This window comes from Aeromonas sp. Y318-3 (genome assembly GCF_027706185.1).
GTDB classification, from domain to species: Bacteria; Pseudomonadota; Gammaproteobacteria; order Enterobacterales; family Aeromonadaceae; genus Aeromonas; species Aeromonas veronii.
The window spans coordinates 39,946-62,900 of record NZ_JAPDCN010000012.1 but is presented as its reverse complement, the minus strand read 5'-3'; the positions used below and the strand labels follow the sequence as shown (position 1 = coordinate 62,900).

The following is a 22,955-nucleotide window of genomic DNA, read 5'->3' as shown; positions in this document are numbered from 1 at the left end:
CCCTCTGCACACAATCCCGACTATCAGTATGGACCTTGTTCGGCCAGAGGGGGTAAGGAATCTAATGATTAAAAGTGGATTAGCCGCGTGGTTTTTATGCACTAACTTGGTTCAACCCACCAGATAGGTACCAGTGCCGAAGGCGATGTGGGTGCCCTCTTCGTTGTGCAGCTCCATCCGGGCGACGGCGACCTTGCTGCCAGCCCGGATGATGTGGGCGGTGGCGATAAACTCGTTGCCGCGCCCCGGACGTAGGTAATCCACCCGCAGGTCTATGGTGCCGAGGCGGGCGAAGCGCTCCTTGAGATAACTGGGGGAGAACTCCTCCAGCTCGTCGATGCAGGATGCGGCGACGATCATGCCGCCCGCTACATCGAGCAGCGTGGCGGTGACGCCGCCGTGCAGGATGTTGTGGAAAGGGTTGCCGATCAGCTTCTCGTCCATCTTGATACGCAGCTCCACCTTGTCGAAGTCGTAGTGGGTCACCTGCATGCCGATCAGTTTGTTGAAGGGCATCTTCTCGGCAAACAGGTTGGCAATGCCACTGAGCGCCATCTTCTTGAGCATCTGTTTCATTCTCTGATCCCAATCCTTGTCATCAAAGCCGAGTAAAAACTCCAGCCAGTCTGCAACAGTTCCTTAACAGTCGCAATGGCAGGTTTATTGTGGGCGGCGGCTGCTTTAGAATGGCGACCCCAAAGGAGAGCCCATGACCGCGATTGCCGAAACCCTGCCAGATCCTCAGCCAGAGAGTCCGCTTGCCCTGCTGCAGGCGGTCTTCGGCTATCAGCAGTTTCGGCCGGGTCAGCTCGAGATCATCGAGCAGATCGTCGCGGGGCGCGATGCGTTGGTGCTCAAGCCCACCGGTGGCGGCAAGTCGCTCTGCTACCAGATCCCGGCACTGCTGCGGCCCGGGCTCGGTGTGGTGGTCTCTCCCCTAATTTCGCTGATGAAGGATCAGGTCGACAGCCTGCGTGCCAACGGTGTGGCGGCGGTCTACATCAACTCGGCCCTCAGTCGGGAGGAGATGATCCAGAACTTCGCCGCCATGCGCCGCGGCGAGATCAAGTTGGTCTATGTCTCCCCCGAGCGCTTGCTGCAGCACGAGTTTATGGATCGGCTGGCCGAGCTGCCGCTCGGGCTGTTCGCCATCGACGAGGCGCACTGTGTCTCCCAGTGGGGCCACGATTTCCGGCCTGAGTATGCGGCGCTGGGGCGACTCAAGCAGTGGTTCCCGCAGGTGCCGGTGGTAGCGCTTACTGCCACCGCCGACGAGGCGACCCGCAGCGACATGCTGCACCGCCTCGAGCTGAACGATCCCTTTATCCACACCGCCAGCTTCGATCGCCCCAATATCCGTTACAGCCTGGTGGAGAAGTTCAAGGCGGCCGAGCAGTTGCTGCGTTACGTGCAGAGCCAGAAGGGCAACTGCGGCATCGTCTACTGCTCCAGCCGCAACCGGGTGGAGGAGGTGGCCGAGCGGCTATCCCGCCACGGCTGCAAGGCCGCTCCCTATCATGCGGGGCTGCCGCTCGAGCAGCGCCAGCAGACCCAGGATGCCTTCCTCAAGGATGACATCGAGATAGTGGTGGCGACGGTGGCGTTCGGTATGGGCATCGACAAGCCCAATGTGCGCTTCGTGGTGCACTACGACATCCCGAAGAACATCGAATCCTACTATCAGGAGACCGGTCGCGCCGGTCGCGATGGCACGCCCGCCGAGGCGCTGCTGCTCTACGATCCTGCCGATATCGGTCGTGTGCGCCGTCTGCTCGACAACATCGAGAACCCGCAGCAGTTGCAGGTGGAGCAGTACAAGCTCAACGTGATGGCCGCCTTTGCCGAAGCGCAGACCTGCCGCCGTCAGGTGCTGCTCAACTACTTCGGCGAGTACAACGACAAGCCGTGCGGCAACTGCGATATCTGTCTCGATCCGCCGAAGAGCTATGACGGCACTGAAGATGCCCAGAAGGCGCTCTCCTGCGTCTGGCGGGTGGGGCAGAATTTCGGGGTGGGTTATGTGGTGGAGGTGCTGCGCGGCTCGCTCAACCAGCGCATCAAGGAGCACGGCCACGACAAGCTCTCGACCTACGGTATCGGCAAGGAGCAGAGCCATGAATACTGGATGAGCGTGATCCGCCAGCTGATCCACAAGGGGCTGCTGACCCAGAACATTACTCGCAATCTGGTGCTGCAGCTGACCGAAGCGGCCCGTCCGGTACTGCGTGGCGAGGTGAAGCTGGAACTGGCGGTACCCCGCCTGCAGCCCATCTCCAGCCACAAGGAGAAGCGCAACGGTCTGCTCGATAACGCCAACTACGACAAGCGGTTGTTCAAGGAGTTGCGCGGCCTGCGCAAGCAGATTGCCGAGGACGAAGAGGTGCCGCCCTACGTGGTGTTCAACGATGCGACCCTGGTTGAGATGGCTCAGCTGATGCCGATGACCGAAGACGAGATGCTGGCTATCAACGGTGTCGGGCACCGCAAGCTGGAGCGCTTCGGCGAAGCCTTTATGGATCTGATCATCGACTACTGCCGTCGCTAGGGTCGATTAGGCAGCCTAATCGACCACGGTAAGCGCGGCTCGGAAGAACCTAGGGTCAGACGCGAGGTTATTTCAGGCTGGCGTAGAAGGCGGCCAGATTGTCGATATCCGCATCGGTCAGCGGCGCCATGAAGGGGTCCATCAAGGGCTCTTTGCGGGTGCCATCTTTGAAGGCTTTCAACTGTTTCACCAGATAGGCGGCATTCTGACCCGCCAGATGGGGATAGTTGGGGATCATCGCCTTGCCTTCCACGCCGTGACAGGCGGCACAGACCGCCGCCTTGGCTTTGCCGGCTTCAATATCGGCAGCCTTGGCCTGATGACCCCACGCCAGTGCCAGCAAGGGCAGGGCATATACCCATTTTTGCATCTTCTTCTCCTTGAATTGAAAAATGATGGTCGCCAGTTAGCGCAAGCATGGCTGACGGCAGTATAAAGAGTGACACGAGCATACGCAGGGACGAATGGCACAACCATGAAGTTGATCAACACTTTTGCGACCGAGTTGCCCTGGGCCTGTGAACCCGTGGCCCCCCAGCCGCTGCAGCAGCCCCGGTTGCTTCATCTCAACCGGACTTTGCTGGATGAGTTGGGGCTGGGAGGCGTCAGCGAGGCTGACTGGATCGCCTGTTGTGGTGAGGGAAAAGTGCTGCCCGGTATGCAGCCGGTAGCTCAGGTCTATGCGGGCCATCAGTTTGGGGGTTATAGCCCCCGGCTTGGGGATGGCCGCGCGTTGTTGCTAGGTGAGCAGCAGGCGCCGGATGGTCAGCGCTGGGATCTGCACCTGAAGGGGGCAGGAAAGACGCCGTTTTCCCGTTTTGGTGACGGTCGCGCCGTGCTGCGCTCCAGCATCCGCGAATATCTCGCCTCCGAAGCGCTCCATGCCCTCGGCATCCCGACCACCCGGGCGCTGGTATTGGTGGGGAGTCAGGAGCCCGTTTATCGCGAGCAGGTGGAGACGGGAGCGACCGTGCTGCGCACCACCCCCAGCCATCTGCGCTTCGGCCATGTCGAGTATTTCGCCTGGAGCGGGCAGGGGGAGAAGATCCCGCCACTCATCGACTATCTGCTGCGCTACCACTTCCCCGAGCTGGAGAGTGGCGCCGAACTGTTTGCCGAAGTGGTGCGCCGCACCGCTCGCTTGATTGCCAAATGGCAGGCGGCGGGCTTCTGTCACGGGGTGATGAATACCGACAACATGTCGCTGCTCGGCCTGACGCTGGATTACGGCCCCTACGGCTTTATCGATGCCTACGTGCCCGATTTTGTCTGCAACCACTCGGACCCTGCGGGCCGCTACGCGCTGGATCAGCAGCCCGCGGTCGGTTACTGGAATCTGCAAAAACTGGCGCAGGCGCTGGCTGGCCATGTAGACGGTGATGCGCTGGCTGCAGCGTTGGCCCAGTACGAGCAGCAGCTGATGCTGCACTACTCCGAACTGATGCGGGCCAAACTCGGGCTGGCGGTGTGGGAGGAGGATGACCCTGCGTTGTTCCGCGATCTGTTCCGGTTGCTGGCGGCCCACAAGGTGGATTACCACCTGTTCCTTCGCCGTCTCGGTGAGGTAACGCAAGAGGGGACGTGGCCCGCATCTCTACTGGCCCTGTTGTCTGAACCTGGTGTTTGGCAGGCGTGGCTGGAGCGCTATCGGGCGCGGCTAATGCGCGAAGGCAGCGAGGATGCCGTGCGTAAGGCGCAGATGGATGCCATCAACCCCAAGTATGTGCTGCGCAATGCGCTGGCCCAGCAGGTGATCGACGCCGCCGACGCAGGGGATATGCGGCCGTTCGAGCGGCTGTTCGCCGCCTTGCAGCACCCCTATGATGAACAACCCGAATATGAGGATCTCGCCACCCCGACTCCGGCATGGTATTGCGGTGGTGAGCTCTCCTGCAGTAGCTGAGAGACAGGGAATGAGTTGGCAAATCAAACAGGTAGATAGCGAAGCTGGCGTAGTGACGCTGGATTGTCCGGCACTCGACTGGGACACGTTTCCGCTGTTGGCGCAGGTCTTGCTGCGAGAGTGGGAGCTGCAGCCGCTCGAGCAGGATGCGGGGGCCGATCGCCATAGCTGGTTGCTGGAGTTTGAAGGGAGCCAGTTTCGGCTGGAGTACGAACACTACAGCGGCTGCTGGCTGGAGGCTGTGCGCCCGGCGGATCGGGAGGCGCTGCTCTGGCTCGCCAGACAGCACAAGGTGTGACTATCGCCTGCAAGGCCTGCTCTGCCGCAGGCCAACCTGGATGAGCCCAATCGCATAAAGATTGAACTATCGGTTTGGGGGCGTATAATCTCGCCCCTCGATTATCGCCAATGGTGGCGATATGGGTTCCCTAACCCCATTAACCAAAAAGGTCACAAGATGAATCTGACCCCTGCGCAGTACCAAACGGCGCTAGTTCGCCTGTCGTTGTTCCACATTCTGATCATTGCCAGCAGCAACTATCTGGTGCAGCTGCCGATCACCGTGTTTGGCTTCCATACCACCTGGGGTGCGTTCAGCTTCCCGTTTATCTTCCTGGCGACCGACCTGACAGTGCGGATCTTCGGTGCCGGTCTGGCACGCAAGATTATCCAGACCGTGATGCTGCCAGCACTGGCGGTTTCCTATGCGCTCTCTGTGCTCTTCTTCGAAGGGAGTTTCCAAGGCGTTGGTCATCTGGCCGAATTCAACCTGTTCGTGGCGCGTATCGCGCTGGCCAGCTTTATGGCCTATCTGGTAGGGCAGTTCATGGATGTGGTGGTGTTCAACCGGCTGCGTCTGCTCAAGCAGTGGTGGATTGCACCTGCTGCCTCCACCCTGTTCGGTAATCTGGTCGATACCATCGCTTTCTTCAGTGTGGCCTTCTGGCGCACCACAGATCCTTTCATGGCAGAGCACTGGGTCGAGATCGCAACCGTCGATTACGTATTCAAGTTGCTGATAAGCCTTGGTTTGTTCGTGCCGCTCTACGGTGTCTTGCTGCGCTACCTCAGCCGCAAGCTGGTGGGCGAGGCCGGATTATCCAGCCTGCAAACGGCCACCCGGCAAGCCTGACCAGATTGACCACCCTTCGCGGTGGTCAATTTTTTTGCACTTTCTGCAAATAGCGCTTGCCTAGTTAAATGAGAATGATTATTGTTAACTTGTTTTCCGGGAAAGACTTCATTCGTTCCAACGTGATGGACTTCTTGTGAAGGCACGACATTGCTCACATTGCTTCCAGTTAAGGGCCAGTTTATCTGGCCCTCTTTTTTTGTCATTTTTCAGCAAGTTGCAGGCATAAAAAACGGGAGCCAAGGCTCCCGTCGTCACGCTGTTTGTAGTTTACTCGATATCGAGTGCCTCGGGGGAGAGGATCACCCCTGTGGTATCGGCGTAGAGGTGGTCGTCAGGCAGGAAGGTCACGCCACCGAAGTTGACCGGCAGATCGGTCTCCCCTACATCCTTGCTGTCGGCACCGACCGGAATGGCTGCCAGTGCCTGAATGCCGATATCCAGATCTTCCAGAATATCGACTTCGCGGACGCAGCCGTAGCAGACAATCCCTTCCCAATCGTTCTCTGCTGCTGTGGTGGCGATGTCGCTGTCGATCAGAGCGCGGCGCATGGAGCCACCGCCATCGATCAGCAAGACGCGTCCCAGTCCGTTCTCTTTGACGAGTTCACGGATAAGACCATTCGATTCGAAGCATTTGACGGTGGTGATGACGCCGCCGAAAGAGGCGCGGCCGCCGAAGGAGCAGAGCATGGGTTCAAGCACATCCACCATGTCCTGATAGATGTCGCACAGTTCAGAAGTATTGTATTCCATAGTGTCAAATCCACGGCTGGAAACAGGTGCAACCAGTATAAGGAGTGGGTGTGGCATTTCAATGAATATTCCTTGCACAGATCACCTGTCGCCGCTTTTCTGCATAAGCTCAATGCAGTTCACTGCCAGTTTGCGAGAGGTCCATCGTGCTTATCCGTCATAAGTTGATCCTGAATACCGTGCTGGTTGCCGTTGCCATGCTGGTACTGAGCGGCCTGTTTATCTACTCCAGCCAGGTGCACCGTCATCTGACCGAAGCCCAGCGTAATATCGACCAGCTGGAGATCGCCATGCTCAACTTGCGGCGGGCCGAGAAGGATTTTCTGATCCGCAAGGATATGACCTTCGTCGAGCGCTTCAATCAGGGGCTGTCTGACTTTCACCAGCACAACCGGGAGCTGGTGACCGATGACAATCTGGCGGCCGTTGAGGGGGAGCTGACCAGACTGGATCAGCAGATCAGCGGTTATGGCAAAGCCTTCAACGATCTGGTGGCCCAGCAGCAGAAGATTGGTCTGGGGCCGGAGGAGGGGCTCTATGGCAAGTTGAGGGCGGCGGTACATGAGGTGGAGAATGGGCTCAAGCAGCTGGATCAGCAGGGGCTGCTCATCACCATGCTACAACTGAGGCGGGCGGAGAAGGACTTCATGCTGCGCTCCGATATCCAGTATCTGGAGCGTTTCGAGACCTTGCACAAGAGTTTTCAGGATAGCCTTGCCACCTTGCCGGAGGGGGATCGTGGCAAGCTGGAGCAGGCCAGCAAGCAGTACCGGCAGGACTTTGTGGCGCTGGTGCAGGGGATGCAGGTACTGGGGCTGAAAGAGGATGAAGGGCTGCGTAACCAGATGCGGGATCTGGTGCATCAGACCGAACAGGGGTTTGCCGCCGTCGATCAGCACATTATCGCTGAGCTTGAGCGGCAGAGCGCTCGCCTCAACAGCCTGATGCTGGTCTGTGGCGGGGTGATTGTGGTGCTGATCGGCATCATGAGCGTGTTGCTGGGGCGCAGTATCGACCGTCCCATTACTCAGGTGAATGACACCGTCAACCGCATTCGTCAGGATAATGACCTGCGTCTGAAGATAGAGTTGCGCGGGGCAGATGAAATGGCCCAGCTGGCAGGCAATCTTGACGTGATGCTGGGCGGGTTTCGCAACCTGATTGGCGATGTGAAGCAGAGCGTGCACACCCTTACCGAAGCGGCGGATCACCTCTCGGCCAACGTCAAGCGCACCAGTGAAGGGGCGGCGCGCCAGCTGCAAGAGACCGACATGGTGGCGACCGCGTCCACCGAGATGGGCTCCACCATCGAAGAGATCGCCCGCAACACCGAGCAGGCGGCCAACAATGCGCAGGCGACCAACAACAAGGCGATGGAGGGGCGGGCTGCGGTCGAGAATACTGTCGAGCAGATCCGCTCGCTCGCGGGCAATCTGGAGAGCTCATCCCGCGAGGTGAGCCAGCTGCAAAAAGAGAGCGAGACCATCGGCTCCGTGCTTGACGTGATCCGTGGCATTGCCGAGCAGACCAACCTGCTGGCCCTCAACGCAGCCATCGAAGCAGCCAGGGCAGGGGATCAGGGGCGCGGCTTTGCGGTGGTGGCCGATGAGGTGCGTAATCTGGCCATCCGTACCCAGAAATCGACCCAGGAGATTGCCGGCATCATCAGCTCGCTGCAGAAACAGACCGGCAGCATCGTCGAGGTGATGGCAACCTGCCGCGAGCAGGGCAACCGCAGCTCGGATCAGGCCAGTACCGCAGGGGAGTTGCTGGGGCAGATCACTCAGGATGTTACCCACATCATGGATATGAGCACCCAGATTGCGGCAGCCATCGAACAGCAGAGTCTGGTGGCCAACGAGGTGAACCGCAACGTCAACAACATCCGCGACATCGCCCAGGAGTCGAGCATCATGGCGGAGGAAAATGCGAGATCCAGCGAGGGCCTCAACGAGCAGGCCCAGCTGCTCAACAAGGCGGTGGCAAAATATCGGGTTTAGTGAGCGGACTGGCATCCTTATGAGGTTTTTGCACCAGAGTGGCAATGATTTGATCGTAATGGCTGTTATTGGGGACATTCGCTCATATAATCGCCGCCACTATGATGATTCGGAAGGATTCGATGGCAAAGTTGCTGGTGGCCGTATTCGGGCTGCTCTGTTCCTGTCTGGTGTTGGCAGGATCGGCGCCTCAGGCTACCCCACTCAAGCCCGGTATGGAGCCGCTACTCAGCTGGTTCAACGGGGCCTTTACGAGCCGGGAGCAGGCCAGTTACGACAGCCGCTTTACCAGTGCCGAGCTGCGCCTGATGGAGATTTGGCCCGGCTATCAGGGCTATCGCTGGGTCTATGCCGAGCAGTATCTGAGCATGCGCTCCGTCCGTCCTTTCCGCCAGCGCATCTATCGCTTCTCACCTGCCCCTGACGGGCGGATCCTGATGGCAGAGCTGACCATGCCCCGAGCCACCGATTTTGCCGGTGCCTGGCATGATCCCGCCCTGCTCGACAGTCTGACCCCGCAGCAGCTCTCCTTGCGTCACGGATGCGAGATCTGGCTGACACGCACTCCCTCCGGCGAATATGCCGGTCATACCCGGGTGGGCCATTGCTCTACCGATTTTGGTGGTGCCACGACGCTGGTGCAGCATATCTGGATTGGCCCCGATAGCGTCAGATTGCTGGATCGCGCCTATGACAACGCAGGGAGCCCGCGCTGGGGTAGCCCGGGTGAGGGGTATGTCTATTTGCGTCGTTCCAAAGGGTTTGGCCAGTAGGGGAGAGTGCGTCTGGCTGAGGGAAAGGGATAAACCATATTCAGGACGGGACAAAGACAATGAAAAAAGCGCCCATTGGGCGCCTTTTTCAGAATTCTTCAGAAGTAAAATTACTTCTTGGTGGTCATCGCACCGAAACGCTTGTTGAACTTGTCTACGCGGCCGCCGCTAGAAACTTCTTTCTGCTTGCCGGTGTAGAACGGGTGGCACTCGGAGCACACGTCCAGGTTCAGATCTTTACCGATGGTAGAGAAAGTGTTGATGACGTTACCGCAAGAGCACTTGGCGGTGATGGCTACGTAGTCAGGATGGATACCAGCTTTCATGGACAACCTCAATTAATAGGCCGTGTCGCCATCCGATCTCTTGTCGGACACCACACGATTGTTGAACACAGTTTCAAAGGCTGCGAATAATATAGGAAATGCCTGAGATCAGGCAAGTGGCTTCGCAGAAAAAATAGGCAACCCCTGGTGAATTCTTCCCAAACGCTGGATCTGGTTCGTGTCGCTGTCCCGGTACCGTTACGCCGTCACTTCGACTATCTCTCTCCCCTGCCGTTACCTGCCCCCGGTTGCCGGGTCGAGATCCCTTTCGGTCCCCAGACCCTGGTCGGGCTGGTGGTGGATCATCCGGCCGACAGCCAGGTGCCCCGCAACAAGCTCAAGCCCATCAAACGGGTATTGGACACGGCTCCGGTGCTGGGGCCGGATATTCTGGCGCTGATGAACTGGAGCGCCAGCTACTACCAGCATCCGCTGGGGGAAGTGCTGCCCCATGCCCTGCCGGTGTTGGTGCGCAAGGGGGAGCCAGCCGCCTATCGGGAGCTGGAGTTCTGGTTTGCCACCGAGGCGGGCATGGCCATCGACCTTAACGAGCTCAAGCGGGCGGCCAAGCAGCAGCAAGCGCTCGCCCTGCTGCGCAAAGGACCGCAGACCCCCTCCGCCCTCAAGCAGGAGGAGATCCAGAGCGCCGCTCTCACCGCGCTGGAGAAGAAGGGGCTGCTGGAGAAGCGCTCGCTGGAGCCAAGCCATGACGGCGACTGGGCCGCCCGTTTTGAACCGGGGGAGGGGCTGCGCCTCAATGGCGAGCAGGCGCTGGCTGTCTCTGCCGTTACCAGCCAGAGCGACAAGTTCGGTGCCTTCCTGCTGGATGGCATTACCGGCTCCGGCAAAACCGAGGTGTATTTAAGCATCCTTGAGCCCCTGCTCAAGGCGGACAAGCAGGCGCTGGTGATGGTTCCGGAGATCGGTCTCACCCCGCAGACCATCAACCGCTTCCGGCGCCGCTTCAACGTGCCGGTGGTAGCGATGAACTCCGCCATGAACGATCGGGAACGGCTCGACGCCTGGCTCGCCTGCCGCGACGGCGGCGCCGCCATCCTGATCGGCACCCGCTCGGCGGTGTTCACCCCGTTTCACAACCTCGGCATCATCATCATCGACGAAGAGCACGACGGCTCTTTCAAGCAGCAGGACGGTTTTCGCTACCACGCGCGGGATCTGGCGGTGATGCGGGCTCATCGTGCCGGTATCCCCATTTTGCTTGGCTCGGCTACCCCGTCGCTGGAGACGCTGCACAACGCCCGCACCGGTAAGTATCACCATCTCACCCTGACTCGGCGTGCCGGTAACGCCCAGACCGCCCGTCAGGTGATCCTCGATATCAAAAACGTGCGGTTGCAGGCCGGGCTTTCCCCCCAGCTGGAGCAGCTGATGGCAGAGCATCTGGCGGCGGGCAATCAGGTGATGCTGTTTCTCAACCGCCGTGGCTATGCCCCGGCTCTGATCTGTCACCAATGTGGCTGGAGCGCCGCTTGTGAGCGTTGTGATGCCTGGTACACCTGGCATCAGGCCGGACGACGGCTGCACTGCCATCATTGCGACAGCGTGCGCCCCTTGCCCCACCACTGCCCCGAGTGTGGCAGCAACGAGCTGATCGGGTCGGGAGTGGGCACCGAACAGCTGGAACAGCTGCTCACCACGGTGTTCCCGCAATATCCGGTGGTGCGCATCGATCGGGACAACACCCGCCGCAAGGGGGAGCTGGAGACTCACCTCGGCGACATCAAGGCGGGCAAGTACAAGATCCTGATCGGCACCCAGATGCTGGCCAAGGGCCACCACTTCCCGGACGTGACGCTAGTGGGTCTGCTGGATGTGGATGGTGCCCTGTTCAGCGCCGATTTTCGCGCCGCCGAGAAGCTTGCCCAGCTCTACACCCAGGTGGCGGGTCGCGCCGGTCGCGCCAGCAAACCCGGGCTGGTGGTGCTGCAGAGCCACCATCCGGAGCACGCCCTGCTGCAGGATCTGACCCAGAATGGCTACGGCCACTTCGCCGACACGGCGCTGAAAGAGCGCCGCCTGCTGGGGTTGCCGCCGTTCAGCTATCAGGGACTGTTTCGGGCCGAGGCCAACGGCCGTGACGAGGTGCAGCTGTTCCTCGCCCGCCTCGCCGATACCCTGCGCAGCGCCCGTTATCCCCACGTTCAGGTGCTCGGGCCCATCAGCGGCTTTATGGAGCGCAAGGCGGGCAAGTTCCGCATGCAGTTGCTGGTGCAGGGGCCCAACCGGGCGCCACTGGCCCAGCTGCTGGATTGGGCGGTGAAGGAGCTGGAGGGGTGGCCCGAGACCAAGCGGGTACGCTGGAGCCTCGATATCGACCCCACCGAGCTGAACTGAGTCAGATTCCGGTCGCTGACGGGCTTCGTCAGCGACCGGGTTTGCCATGCGGGTGCCGGGTTCAGACCCGCAGATCGATCTGCTGCACCCAGCCGCCCTTGCCCTGTTCGGTTACATAGAGACCGGACTGGCGCAGCACCCCCTGATTGCCGCTCTCCCCCAGATGGTTGAAGGGGGTGTCGAGGGGATGGAGCAGGATGGCGCCGATCCCCAGCTCCACCAGAGCGATGGGGGATTGCTCCGGCTGCCAGAACTGCAGCGCCGAGAACTGGCTATCCCGCTCGTCCAGCACCCCGTTGCCATCCTCATCCAGGGTCGCCAGCTCGCCAAAACCGTTGCCGGAGCGGGCCCCGAACAGCTCGCCGCCGTCATCTATGGTGCCGTTGCCGTTGCGATCCAGCGCCACGAAGCCGCTGCCTTCACTCAGGCCCGGCAGGCTGTCCTCTTTGCCATCCTGATCGATGTCGAACTTGACCCGGGCGTCGGTCAGGCCGGCTATCTTGCCGTCCAGGCTGAGCACCAGCGGATCCTTGAGGGCATTGAGGGTGGTGCGCCGCTGGCTCACCTCCAGCTGGCGCCAGTCGAGCACAAAGCCGAGATCGAGCTGAATAGTCTGACCATCCCGAGTCGCTACGCTGGCCGATGCCACCACGTTGAGCTGCTCCTGTTGCAGCAGGGTGTCTGTCACCTCCACCAGTTGATCCGGCTCGGCGGCCTGAGCTGCTGCTTCTCCTTGGGTCACCCCTTCGCCCCCCTCTTCGGTGGGCTTGATCGGCTTGGGCAGCTCGATTTCGTGGCCCAGCATCGCCTCAATCATCAGCTTGATCAGCCGCTGGCGGTTATCCAGCCCATCGTCGGGAATGCCATCCTGCTCTTTGCCGACTTCCGCTGCGGGCGGGGCGGGAGGTGTTGCCGCTTGCTGGCTGGCGGCTGATTGCCTCGCGGTTTGCAGCGTCAGGGCGCTGGTGAGGGTCAGAGTGCTGCTGCGTTCGCCGGCCACTGCCGTGTTGTTGCCCTCCGGTGGATTGACGGCGGGTGGCACTGGCCCGAGGTTGCGCACCTTGCGGCTCTGGGCCTGTTGTTGCCGGTATTGCACCTCCCCCTGGAGGTCGTAGTGATCGATGCGCATACATTCGCCCTCGGCGCTATACATCTGGTCAGTTATCGACCGGTTAGTGAGCAGGGCTTAACACCAAATCGGACTAATCAGGGAGGTGGTTAGTACTAGGTTGCAAGGTGGTGGCGTGGCAGGATGGCAAGAGACTGGATGGTGGCGCTGTAGTTGAACATTTTCAGGTAACGCGGCGCACTCTGGCTGACAAGCGGCATCGGTGAGGATAGGGAGAATTACATGAGAAATTGTCTGGTGATGGACGTGGCGGGCTATGGTGGATTCCTGTCTGGCGCCCCTTGCATCAATGATGTTGAGGGCTTCACTCATGCGTAATTGTCTGGTGATGGGAGCGGCGGGCTATATAGGCTCCTATCTGGTGCCCCACCTGCAAACCCTGGGCTACAAGGTGATTGCCGGGGCGCGCCGTCCCTGCCGCTTGCCTGAGGGAGTCGAGTTTCGCCTCGCCGACAGCCTCAAGCCCATCACTTTGCTGCCTGCGCTGGCGGGCATAGATACCGTTTTCTATCTGGTGCATGCCATGGGGGCGGGGGCCGATTTTCACCGGCTGGAGCAGCAGGGGGTGAAGAACTTTGCTGCCGCCGCCCGCGCCGCCGGGGTGCGCCGCATCATCTATCTCGGGGCAATCCAGCCGGAGCATTGCAACAGTCGCCATCTCAACTCCCGCCGCCACTGTGGCGAGCTGTTTCGCGAATCCGGTGTGCCTACGGTGGAGCTGCGTGCCGGCATCATTGTCGGGCCCGGCTCGGCGGCGTTCGAGGTGATGCGGGATCTGGTGTTCAACCTGCCGCTGATGGTGACACCCAAATGGGTGCGCTCGCGTACGCCGCCGATTGCGCTTTCCAACTTGCTGCACTATCTGGGTGGGCTGGTGGAAGCCGACGAGGTGGATGGCCGCATCTTCAATGCGGTCGGCCCAGAACTGCTCAGCTATCAACAGCAGTTGCAGAAGTTCGCCGCCCATATCGGCAAGCGTTGCCCTATCATTCCCATCCCGTTTTTGAGTCCGCGTCTCTCCGCCTGGTGGCTGCAGTTTGTCACCTCGGTGCCGCAGCCGGTGGCCAAGGCGCTGGTGGGCGGTCTCAAGCACGATATTCCGGCCGATGACGGCCCGCTGCGTGCCCTGCTGCCACAGACCCTGCTCAGCTTCGACGAGGCGCTGGCGGAGAGTCTGGCGCTGGAGCAGAAGCTGGGTGCCGAGCAGCAGGGGCAGGAGACGCCGCTCGGCCTGCGCTGGCGCCATCCCGAATATGGTTTCTACGACCGCACCGCCAGCGGCGATGCCATCTGCCTCGCCTCGCCCGAGGTGGTGTGGCAGGTGTTGCAGCAGCTGGGGGGTGAGCAGCGCTACTTCTACATGAACCAGCTGTGGGTGGTGCGCGAATGGATGGATCATCTGATCGGCGGCCCGGCCCGCACTCGTGGTCGCACCAATCCGGATCGCTTCGTGAAGGGTGACATGCTCGACTCTTGGCAGATCCTCGGGGTGGATGAGGGGCGCAGGCTCGATCTCTTGTTCAACATGAAGGCCCCGGGCGTCGGGCGGCTGGAGTTCAACATCCTGCCGGAGGAATCTGGCCTGACCCGCATCCGGGTCACAGCTCACTGGCACCCGCAGGGCGCCTGGGGGTTGGCCTACTGGCTCGCCATGTTGCCGTTCCACCTCTTCATTTTTCAGGGGATGACCGAGGCCATCGCCCGTCAGGCTGAGGCGAGGGCAGGTATCCCGGTGATGGATTAACCCCTATTCACACCATCCCCGCTGATAGAGTGCCCCGTTCGGGGCACTTTTTATGCGGCGGCCATGCCCGGTTATGGCAGATAGTGGTAGGCGTCTCATGGCAAAGGCTGGCATCATGCCGCGGTCTTGTTTACCGCGGATAGATAATCAGTCAGAAAAAGAAGGGATTATGAAGAAAAAACCGTCAATTTTGGGGGGCGCCTGCATCATTGCCAGCGTCTGCGTGGGAGCTGGCATGCTCGGTCTGCCGAGTTCGGGGGCGGGGGCCTGGACCCTCTGGTCGGTGCTGGCGCTGACCGTCACCATGGTGATGATGACCCTCTCCGGCTGGATGCTGCTGGAATCCTTCCAGCACCACGACATGCGGGTCTCCTTCAATACCGTGACTCGCGAGCTGCTGGGGGAGAAGCTCAATCTCCTCAACAACCTCTCGGTCTACTTTGTTGGCGGCATTCTGCTCTACGCCTATATCACCTCCTCCGGTGCCATCCTGCAGGGCATTCTGGGGATCGACAGCAAGCTCGCGTCCGTGCTGTTCGTGGCGCTCTTCTCTGCGGTGGTGTGGCACTCGACTCGCGCTGTTGACCGTATTTCGGTGGTACTGATCGCCTTCATGATCCTCAGTTTCGCCCTCGGGGTGGCCGGGCTGCTCGGCAGTATCAAGCTGCCGACCCTGCTCGATCTGGCGGGCAGCGAGAGTCGCTACGCCCCCTATGCCATGGCGATGCTGCCGGTGGCGCTCACCTCGTTTGGTTATCACCACTCTGTTGCCTCCCTGCGTGCCTACTACCAGAACGAGCAGCAGGCCAGATGGGCCATTCTGGGGGGAACCCTGATCGCGCTGGCGCTCTACGTACTCTGGCTGTTGGGGATCTTCGGCAACCTGCCCCGTCAGGATTTTGCTCCCGTGATTGCCAAGGGGGGTGACGTGAGTGTGCTGCTTTCCGCGCTTTCAGGGGTGATCGAATCGGAGAAGGTGGCCAGCGCCATCAACGGCTTCTCCATGGCGGCCATTCTCTCCTCCTTTATCGGGGTGGGGCTCGGGGTGTTCGACTATCTGGCTGATCTGTTCAAGTTCGACAACAGCCGCGCCGGTCGCTGCAAGACCTGGGCGGTCACCTTCCTGCCGCCGTTGGTGCTCTCCCTGCTCTTCCCGTTCGGCTTCCTGCTGGCCATCGGCTATGCCGGTGCCGCCGCCACCATCTGGACCTGCATCATCCCGGCATTGCTGGTGCTGCGCACCCGGGCGCGGGCCGAGCGGGGCGAAGTGACACCCCACTTCGTCACCCCCGGCGGCAAGCTGATGGCCTGGCTGCTGATCCTGTTCGGTTTGGCGACCGCGCTGTTCCACTTCCTGTCGATGGCAAATCTGTTGCCGGTCTATCTGGGCAACTGAGTCAGGTCTACAGCACTGACAGAAAGGGCGGCAAGGCCAACTTGCCGCCCTTTTTGCTCCATTTTTACCCCACATAGCAGGATCTATAACTAAAGTGGTAGGTGTGGGTGGGGTAAGGTGCTGAAATAACTGGTCTGATCTGGCTGATGGCAGCATGATCTGCTGGGCATGTCCACCGCTTTCTTTTATGATCCCCGCCCTTCTGCGTGCCCCCTGTCGGCACCTCATTTGCACCAACCACATCGGGGTCCCCCATGTCCGATCTGCGTCAAGAAGCACTCGATTACCACGCCCAGCCCGTACCGGGCAAAATTGCCATCGCCCTGACCAAGCCTGCCGAAACCGCCCGTGATCTGGCGCTGGCCTACAGCCCGGGTGTTGCCGAGCCGGTGCGCGAGATCGCCGCCAACCCGGCCGATGCCTACCGCTATACCGGCAAGGGCAACCTGGTGGCCGTCATCTCCAACGGCACTGCCATTCTGGGTCTGGGCAATTTGGGGCCGCTGGCCTCCAAGCCGGTGATGGAGGGCAAGGCCCTGTTGTTCAAGCGCTTCGCCGGTATCGACGCCATCGACATCGAGGTGAAGCACGAGACCAGCCAGCAGTTTATCGACACGGTGGCGGCTATCGCCGATACCTTCGGTGGCATCAATCTGGAAGATATCAAGGCGCCGGAGTGTTTCGAGATTGAAGAGGCGCTGATCGCGCGCTGCGACATTCCGGTGTTCCACGATGACCAGCACGGCACCGCCATCGTCACCGCCGCCGGGCTGCTCAACGCGCTGGAAGTGCAGGGCAAGCAGATCAGTGACAGCCGCATCGTCTGCATGGGGGCGGGGGCTGCCGCCACCGCCTGCATGGATCTGCTGATCAAGTGTGGCGCCAGAGCACACAACATCTTCATGCTGGATCGTCAGGGTGTTATCCACACCGGCCGCAGCGATCTCAACAAGTACAAGCAGCGCTTCGCCAACGAGACTCCGCTGCGCACCCTGATGGATGTCATCGAAGGGGCTGATGTATTTGTCGGCGTCTCCGGCCCCGATGTGCTGCCCGCCGAAGCGGTCGCCCTGATGGCGCCCAACCCGGTGATCTTCGCCTGCTCCAACCCGGACCCGGAGATCAAGCCTGTGCTGGCCCACGCCGTACGCAGCGACCTCATCATGGGCACCGGCCGCTCCGACTACCCGAACCAGATCAACAACGTGCTCTGCTTCCCCTTCATCTTCCGCGGCGCCCTCGACGCCCGAGCCAGCCGCATCAACGATGCTATGAAGATTGCTGCGGTCGAGGCGATCCGTGCGCTGGCCAAGGAGCCGGTGCCCGCCGAGGTGCTGACCGCCGCCGGGGTGAGCGAGCTCGCCTTCGGCAAGGATTACGTCATTCCCAAGCCGATGGATGCCCGTCTGCTGCCGCGCGTAGCCCGCGCCGTGGCGCTGGCAGCGGTGGCCTCCGGCGTTGCCCGCATCGAGCTGCCCGCGGACTACATGCTGTAATCCGGCGTTGCAAACGGCCCCATAGCGGGGCCGTTTTTATTTCTGCTTCTGGCGACAGCCAGAGACGCCAGCCGGGCGACAGGTTGGGGCATATGGAGGCAAATCGGGTGCAAAGGTGGTCAAACAGCGCTCTCCTCTGACACAATATTGCCACTATGACGCTAACGAGAATCAAGATGCAGCAGCCTGTCAGCGGCCGTTTGGCCCACGCCCTCTCCTTCTTGCGCCATGATGGCCGCCACTTTGCCCAGTTTGTCTGGGGCCGTTTCCAGCAGGACAGATTGACGGTTACCGCCGGTTATCTGGCCTATGTCACCCTGCTTTCACTGGTGCCGATGATCGCCGTGGTCTTTGGCATGATGTCCGCCTTCCCGGTGTTCCAGAGCCTCAAACAGGCGATGGAGCAGTTCGTCTACCACAACTTCGTGCCGACCGCGGGCGATATGCTCAAGGAGTACATCGACGGCTTCGTCGCCAATGCCACCAACACCACGGCTGTGGGGATTGGGGCGCTGGTGGTGGTGGCGCTGATGCTGATCTCCGCCATCGACAAGAACCTCAACTACATCTGGCGCTCGACCCAGGGCCGCCCGCTGGCGCAGGCCTTTGCCATGTACTGGATGATCCTCACCCTGGGGCCCGTGCTTATCGGGGCCAGTATCGCCATCTCCTCCTACATCTTCTCGCTGCGGCTGTTTGGCGCCGAGAGCCTGTTCGGCATCGGCTATCTGCTGTTGCGCGGCTTGCCGTTCCTCTTCTCGGTGCTCACCTTCCTGCTGGTCTATACCGTGGTGCCGAACTGCAAGGTGCGGCTGATCCACGCCTTTATCGGTGCGCTGGTAGCGGCGACCCTGTTCGAGCTGGCCAAGCGCGGTTTTGCCATCTACATAACCAACTTCCCCTCCTATCAGGCAATCTACGGCGCGCTGGCCACCATCCCGATCCTGTTTGTCTGGGTCTATCTCAGCTGGCTGGTGGTGCTGCTGGGGGCTGAAACCACGGCCTGCCTCGGTGAATATGAGAAACCGGCGAGTGAGGAGCTTGGCTAAGCCATCGCCTTGGCCACCGGTTTATTGGTAGCATCGACGACCGCCCCTGTGAGGGGGCGGTCGTTCTGTTTTCAAAGGAGAGGGATGTGATTGCATTGATTCAGCGGGTCAGCGAGGCCAGCGTGACTGTCGAGGGGGAGGTGACCGGCGCCATCGGTCAGGGATTGCTGGTACTGCTCGGGGTAGAGCAGGGGGATGACGAGGCCAAGGCCGACAAGTTGCTGCATCGGGTCAGTGGTTATCGCATCTTTCCGGATCAGGAGGGCAAGATGAACCTCAATGTCAGCCAGATCGGCGGCAGTCTGCTGGTTGTCTCCCAATTCACGCTGGCGGCGGATACCAAGCGAGGGATGCGTCCCAGCTTCTCCTGCGGTGCTCACCCGAGCGAGGCCGAGCGCCTCTATGACTACTTCGTGGCCAAGGCCGCCGCCAGCGGCATCCCGACCGAAACCGGCCGTTTTGCCGCCGACATGAAGGTGGCGCTGGTCAACGAGGGACCGACGACCTTCTGGCTACAGGTCTGAGGATATTTCGTCCCGCGGTGTGACGTGGACGATCACGTTGATAAGCCCCGCAACCGGATAGGGGGTGGCGGGGCCAATCCACTGTTCTATCAGTGTCAGGGCGTGGGTTAGCTCCAGTTCGGTGCGCGGCAGCAGGTTGATCACCAGAGTGCCGCAGAGGCGGGGAGCCAGCGCCCGGTAGAGCCGCTCCTGAAACAGCAGCAGCGGGTTGCCATCCTGACTGAAGAGATCGAGCAGGATGAGGTCGTACTGCTGCTCGCTCTGCTCGAGAAAGGCGAGGGCATCGGCCTGATGGAGTGCCGGAGCGGCGCGTTCATCGCTCTCCTGATGCTGGAAAAACTGCTGATAAACGGTCAGCACCTCTTCGTCGAGGTCGACGCACTCGTGGCGAGCATCGGGCCAGCGTTGGCAGAGATGGCGAGTGAGATCGCCGCCACCCAGCCCCAGTTCGAGGATCTGCTCAGCCCGCTCCGGCAGCAGGCAGGCGATGAGCCGCTGATGGGGCAGACAGAGGGTCGCGGGGTCGGCGAGCGACATGGCGGATTGCACCACGCCGTCTATCTCCAGCCAGCGGTGCTGGTCATTTTCCTGTACCGTGAGGCGGCGCTGGGGTTTGACGCTGAGGTGCAACAAGTGATCGGCTTGGTACGCTTGCAGATTGAAGTCCATGAATTTGCACGGCAAGATGGTTTCCGACCAGTGTAACTCAAGGATGAAACTATGTACCGGGTAGTCACCCCTCAGACAGTCGCCGAGCTGGATGCCTACTACCAGTTGCGCTGGGAACTTCTGCGTAAACCCTTCAATCTGCCCGTCGGTTCCGAGCGGGACGAATACGACACGGTCGCCATTCACCGACTGATGCTGGCACCCGATGGTACCCCTATTGCGGTGGGGCGCCTCTTTATCGGCGGCGACGAGGCGCAGATCCGCTTTATGGCGCTGCGGCCCGAATATCGCGGCCAAGGGCTGGGCGCCCGAATGGTGGAGGATCTCGAGGAGCTGGCCCGCAGCGAGAAGGTGAAACGGCTGGTGATGAACGCCCGTCAGGAGGCGGTGGAGTTCTATCGCAAGTGCGGCTTTCTCGAAGTGGGGGGCGGCCCCGTCTCCTTTGGCCGGATTCCCCATCGCCAGATGATCAAATCCCTGAGCCCGTTGCAGACTATCCAGTATCGGCCGGAGTGGTGTCAGGATCTCACCACCCGCTGGTCGCGCGGGGTACCCATCAGCGAGAAGATGGGGATGCACATCAGCCACTACGACGGCCAGACCTTCCACCTCAAGGCCAATCTGGCGGCCAATTTCAACGTGCATGGCAGCATGTTCGCCGGCAGTGTCTACAGCCAGTGCGTGCTGGCGGGCTGGGGGCTGATCTGGCTGCAGCTTAAAGAGGAGGGGCTGGTGGGCGAGCCGGTGCTGGCCGAGAGCACCATCAAATATCATGGCCCGGTCGATGAGGAGCCGGAGGCGCGAGTGGCCCGCGAGGGGATGCCCGCCGTACTGCAGCCGCTCAAACGGGGCGAGCCTGCGACTTTCAGCCTCAAGATCCAGCTGTTCAGCGGCAGCAAACTGGCGGCGGAGTTCTGCGGCCACTACGTGGTGCAGCCGCCCCGCCGTCCGGGCCAGTAACTGCGTCGTTTCCCCATCAAACAACAAGGCCTCATCATGAGGCCTTGTCTGTTTTTACCCTTGCTGGCTGTCGCTTGTCTGCCCGGCTTGGGTCTGCACTTGGGCCTGGTTTTGGGCTTTCGGTGCGGGAGCCGGTCGCCAGAGCGGGGCGCTGTTGCCTTGCGGCGGATAGCGTACTCCCACTTCCCAGCCGCAGGCGTCCTGCTTCTGCGGGAAGCTCCAGGCCAGTGTGGGTTCCGTCAGCGGCCCGCGCCACTGGCCGAGCAGCTCGGCGCAGCGGTTGCCGTTGAGGATCCCCAGATCGAGCTGCCACTGTTCGTTGACCAGATCGATCCCCCCTTGCAGCGCCAGCAGATGAGTGATGGTGGAGGCGCCAGCCTGTTCGAGCTGCAGCTGCCCCTTGTCGATCTTGCCCTGCAGCTTGATGCGGTAGAAGGGGGTGTCACCCTCCTGCATCGCCTGCCACAGCTGATCCGGTGTCAGGGTGGGCGGGGTCGCTCCCTTGAACCACTCATCCAGCAGCGGATCTATCTTCACCTTGTCCCAGAACGGCTCGTCGGCATCGAGGGCAAAGCTGCCCTGCAGGCTCTGGCGCCACTCGCCCGCCGTTTTGCCATGTTCGGCTTGCAGATCGGCGCTCACGTCCGCCTTGCCAGCGAACGAGACAGGGGAGTGGAATATCTTGCCCCATTGCTGCAGATCCAGCTTGGTCGCCTGCAGTTGGAGGCGGCTGCTCTGGCCCGGTTCGCGGCCCCACTGGCCACTCAGGCTGAGAGTGCCCTCATCCGGCAGCGAGCTGGTGAGTTTTCCCAGTTGCCAGGAGCTGGGGGTCAGCTCCCCATCCAGCTCGCCGTTGCGGGCGCTGAGGCCATCCCACACCAGCTCGAACCACTTGCTCTCGATACGGGCACGGCCGAGCAGCGGGCCTGGCTGGTTATCGCGCAGGGCGAGATCGCTCAGATAGAGCTGCCAGCCGGTCAGCGACAGGGGCTGGGTATCGTCGAAGGAGAGCACCTTGAGCTTGTCGAACGCCAGCTTGCGGATATCGACCTGCTGCGGGCGCCAGCTCTGCCAATCCTGCCACCAACCCTGCGGCAGGCTGATATCCATGCCGCTTAGCGCCACGTCTTTCAGGGTCAGCTTCTGCTGCTGGGTATCGAGGGAGAGCTCGACATTGAACTTCCCTTCATAGGCCTTGCCCTGCAGTTCGGCATCGATCTGCTGTGAGGAGAAAGCGAGCTTGCCCTTGATCTCCTCCAGCTGGAACAGGCCGCGTCCCATGTCCCCCAGGGTGCCGCTCAGATAGCCGGTGGGCTGGCTGCCCGCCTGCCAGTTGAAGGCGGTGAGCTGGCCGCTGAAGTTGTTGAAGGAGAGCTCCTGATTGATGTCGTTGAGGCTGACGCCGTCCAGCTGACCGCGATCCAGCGACACGCTTTGCAACGGGAAGCGCTGCGGAAAGCCTTGTTGTGTCAGATCTCCCAGCTCCACCCGCATGCCGCGCGCCTTGAGATCGTGCAGTTGCAGGGTGCGGGCGGGCCAGTCCAGTACCATGCCGGTCTCCAGCAGACCGTCAAACAGGTTGGTCACCAGCTTGTCGGTGCGCAGCACTTCCCCCTCCAGCCGTCCTTGCAGGTTGAGACGGGCGAAGGTGAATTGCGGGGTCTCCAGCTGGCCGATATTGAGGCTCAGGTTGGCCTGTGGTTGCCGTTTCGGATCGATCAGCTCCCAGTCACTCAGGGTGGCATTGAGGCCGCGCAGGGTCAGCTCGGGGCTTTCCAGACTTAGCCGGTCTATGGTGCTGTCGCTGATGGTGAGGGAGTGCACCGGCAGGCTGGGCAGCTGGTTGGGTAGCGGCAGCTTGATGGCGGGACGGATCAGATCGAGATGGGCGATCCGCACGTCGCGGCTCAGCCAGTCGATGCTCTCGATCTCCAGATAGATCTTGTCGAGTGAGACTGCATCGCCGTAGCGTACCTGCTCTGCCAGCAGGGTGTAAGGGTGCAGCGGGTTGAACACCAGTCGCCCTATGGTGACCGGCACGCCGGTCTGCTGGCTGATCCAGCTGGCGATGGGGCCTTTGGCGCGCTCGGCGTCGAACAGGCCGAGGGCAACCCAGACAAACAGCAGCAGGAAGGCGAAGGTGTAGAGCAGGCCGCGTAGCCAGGAATTCATGGTTGCTTTCCTCCTGTTTTGGGATT

At 61.2% G+C, this 22,955-nt stretch carries 20 protein-coding genes; 13 read left to right on the top strand and 7 right to left on the bottom strand.

Annotated elements, in window-relative coordinates; all coding sequences use genetic code 11:
• Positions 1-111: 111 nt before the first annotated feature.
• A complete protein-coding gene (locus OKB77_RS16375; RefSeq protein ID WP_005355465.1) occupies positions 112-576 on the bottom strand; it encodes a thioesterase family protein in 465 nt (154 codons plus the stop codon).
• A 133-nt stretch (positions 577-709) separates the two neighbouring features.
• On the opposite strand from OKB77_RS16375, the gene recQ reads away from it, so the two are divergent.
• On the top strand, positions 710-2,545 hold the full coding sequence (recQ, locus tag OKB77_RS16370) for an ATP-dependent DNA helicase RecQ (protein WP_265776200.1): 1,836 nt from the start codon (positions 710-712) through the stop codon (positions 2,543-2,545).
• 67 nt (positions 2,546-2,612) lie between these two features.
• Here recQ and OKB77_RS16365 read toward each other — a convergent pair whose 3' ends face one another.
• Positions 2,613-2,915, bottom strand: coding sequence for a c-type cytochrome (locus OKB77_RS16365; protein ID WP_005340687.1), 303 nt, complete (start codon positions 2,913-2,915; stop codon positions 2,613-2,615).
• Positions 2,916-3,020: 105 nt separating this feature from the next.
• Here OKB77_RS16365 and OKB77_RS16360 point away from each other — a divergent pair, with 105 nt between their 5' ends.
• From OKB77_RS16360 to OKB77_RS16350, 3 genes are all read left to right on the top strand, one after another.
• Positions 3,021-4,448, top strand: coding sequence for a protein adenylyltransferase SelO (locus tag OKB77_RS16360; protein WP_265776199.1), 1,428 nt, complete (start codon positions 3,021-3,023; stop codon positions 4,446-4,448).
• 10 nt (positions 4,449-4,458) lie between these two features.
• The gene (locus tag OKB77_RS16355) at positions 4,459-4,746 is read left to right on the top strand and encodes a DUF3630 family protein (RefSeq protein WP_005340682.1); all 288 of its coding nucleotides are present in this window, start codon (positions 4,459-4,461) and stop codon (positions 4,744-4,746) included.
• A 159-nt stretch (positions 4,747-4,905) separates the two neighbouring features.
• Positions 4,906-5,580 (top strand): 7-cyano-7-deazaguanine/7-aminomethyl-7-deazaguanine transporter, encoded by a 675-nt coding sequence (locus OKB77_RS16350; RefSeq protein ID WP_005340680.1) that lies wholly within the window; start codon positions 4,906-4,908, stop codon positions 5,578-5,580.
• 270 nt (positions 5,581-5,850) lie between these two features.
• Here OKB77_RS16350 and rraA read toward each other — a convergent pair whose 3' ends face one another.
• Positions 5,851-6,336: a ribonuclease E activity regulator RraA gene (rraA, locus tag OKB77_RS16345; RefSeq protein ID WP_005340678.1), complete on the bottom strand. Its 486-nt coding sequence runs from the start codon at positions 6,334-6,336 to the stop codon at positions 5,851-5,853.
• A gap of 146 nt (positions 6,337-6,482) precedes the next feature.
• On the opposite strand from rraA, the gene OKB77_RS16340 reads away from it, so the two are divergent.
• A complete protein-coding gene (locus tag OKB77_RS16340; RefSeq protein ID WP_150389945.1) occupies positions 6,483-8,336 on the top strand; it encodes a methyl-accepting chemotaxis protein in 1,854 nt (617 codons plus the stop codon).
• Positions 8,337-8,458: 122 nt separating this feature from the next.
• On the top strand, positions 8,459-9,109 hold the full coding sequence (locus tag OKB77_RS16335; protein WP_021230765.1) for a chromophore lyase CpcT/CpeT: 651 nt from the start codon (positions 8,459-8,461) through the stop codon (positions 9,107-9,109).
• 110 nt (positions 9,110-9,219) lie between these two features.
• Here the strand turns inward: OKB77_RS16335 and rpmE are convergent, their stop codons facing one another.
• Positions 9,220-9,435 carry a 50S ribosomal protein L31 gene (gene rpmE / locus OKB77_RS16330; RefSeq protein ID WP_005340673.1) on the bottom strand — a complete coding sequence of 72 codons (216 nt, stop codon included), beginning with the start codon at positions 9,433-9,435 and terminating at the stop codon, positions 9,220-9,222.
• Positions 9,436-9,582: 147 nt separating this feature from the next.
• On the opposite strand from rpmE, the gene priA reads away from it, so the two are divergent.
• Positions 9,583-11,790, top strand: a complete 2,208-nt coding sequence (priA, locus tag OKB77_RS16325) for a primosomal protein N' (RefSeq protein ID WP_150389943.1) — start codon at positions 9,583-9,585, stop codon at positions 11,788-11,790.
• 61 nt (positions 11,791-11,851) lie between these two features.
• Here the strand turns inward: priA and OKB77_RS16320 are convergent, their stop codons facing one another.
• Positions 11,852-12,943, bottom strand: a complete 1,092-nt coding sequence (locus OKB77_RS16320) for a hypothetical protein (protein WP_190973194.1) — start codon at positions 12,941-12,943, stop codon at positions 11,852-11,854.
• Between the two features lie 286 nt (positions 12,944-13,229).
• Here OKB77_RS16320 and OKB77_RS16315 point away from each other — a divergent pair, with 286 nt between their 5' ends.
• The 5 genes from OKB77_RS16315 to dtd all read left to right on the top strand — a co-directional run bounded on the left by OKB77_RS16315 (position 13,230) and on the right by dtd (position 19,128).
• A complete protein-coding gene (locus tag OKB77_RS16315; RefSeq protein ID WP_199427781.1) occupies positions 13,230-14,663 on the top strand; it encodes a DUF2867 domain-containing protein in 1,434 nt (477 codons plus the stop codon).
• 169 nt (positions 14,664-14,832) lie between these two features.
• Positions 14,833-16,059 carry an aromatic amino acid transporter gene (locus tag OKB77_RS16310; protein ID WP_005355439.1) on the top strand — a complete coding sequence of 409 codons (1,227 nt, stop codon included), beginning with the start codon at positions 14,833-14,835 and terminating at the stop codon, positions 16,057-16,059.
• Between the two features lie 254 nt (positions 16,060-16,313).
• Positions 16,314-17,555 (top strand): malic enzyme-like NAD(P)-binding protein, encoded by a 1,242-nt coding sequence (locus OKB77_RS16305; protein ID WP_199427780.1) that lies wholly within the window; start codon positions 16,314-16,316, stop codon positions 17,553-17,555.
• Positions 17,556-17,731: 176 nt separating this feature from the next.
• The gene (locus OKB77_RS16300; protein ID WP_005340664.1) at positions 17,732-18,604 is read left to right on the top strand and encodes a virulence factor BrkB family protein; all 873 of its coding nucleotides are present in this window, start codon (positions 17,732-17,734) and stop codon (positions 18,602-18,604) included.
• Between the two features lie 86 nt (positions 18,605-18,690).
• Positions 18,691-19,128, top strand: coding sequence for a D-aminoacyl-tRNA deacylase (gene dtd / locus OKB77_RS16295; RefSeq protein WP_005356887.1), 438 nt, complete (start codon positions 18,691-18,693; stop codon positions 19,126-19,128).
• Here the strand turns inward: dtd and OKB77_RS16290 are convergent.
• Positions 19,117-19,797 (bottom strand): spermidine synthase, encoded by a 681-nt coding sequence (locus OKB77_RS16290; RefSeq protein WP_265776224.1) that lies wholly within the window; start codon positions 19,795-19,797, stop codon positions 19,117-19,119. The two genes, dtd and OKB77_RS16290, sit on opposite strands and share 12 nt — an antisense overlap.
• A 51-nt stretch (positions 19,798-19,848) precedes the next feature.
• Here OKB77_RS16290 and OKB77_RS16285 point away from each other — a divergent pair, with 51 nt between their 5' ends.
• On the top strand, positions 19,849-20,757 hold the full coding sequence (locus tag OKB77_RS16285; RefSeq protein WP_139733571.1) for a bifunctional GNAT family N-acetyltransferase/hotdog fold thioesterase: 909 nt from the start codon (positions 19,849-19,851) through the stop codon (positions 20,755-20,757).
• A 54-nt stretch (positions 20,758-20,811) separates the two neighbouring features.
• Here the strand turns inward: OKB77_RS16285 and OKB77_RS16280 are convergent, their stop codons facing one another.
• Complete coding sequence (locus OKB77_RS16280) at positions 20,812-22,929, bottom strand: AsmA family protein (RefSeq protein ID WP_265776197.1); 2,118 nt, start codon at positions 22,927-22,929, stop codon at positions 20,812-20,814.
• Between the last annotated feature and the right edge of the window lie 26 nt (positions 22,930-22,955).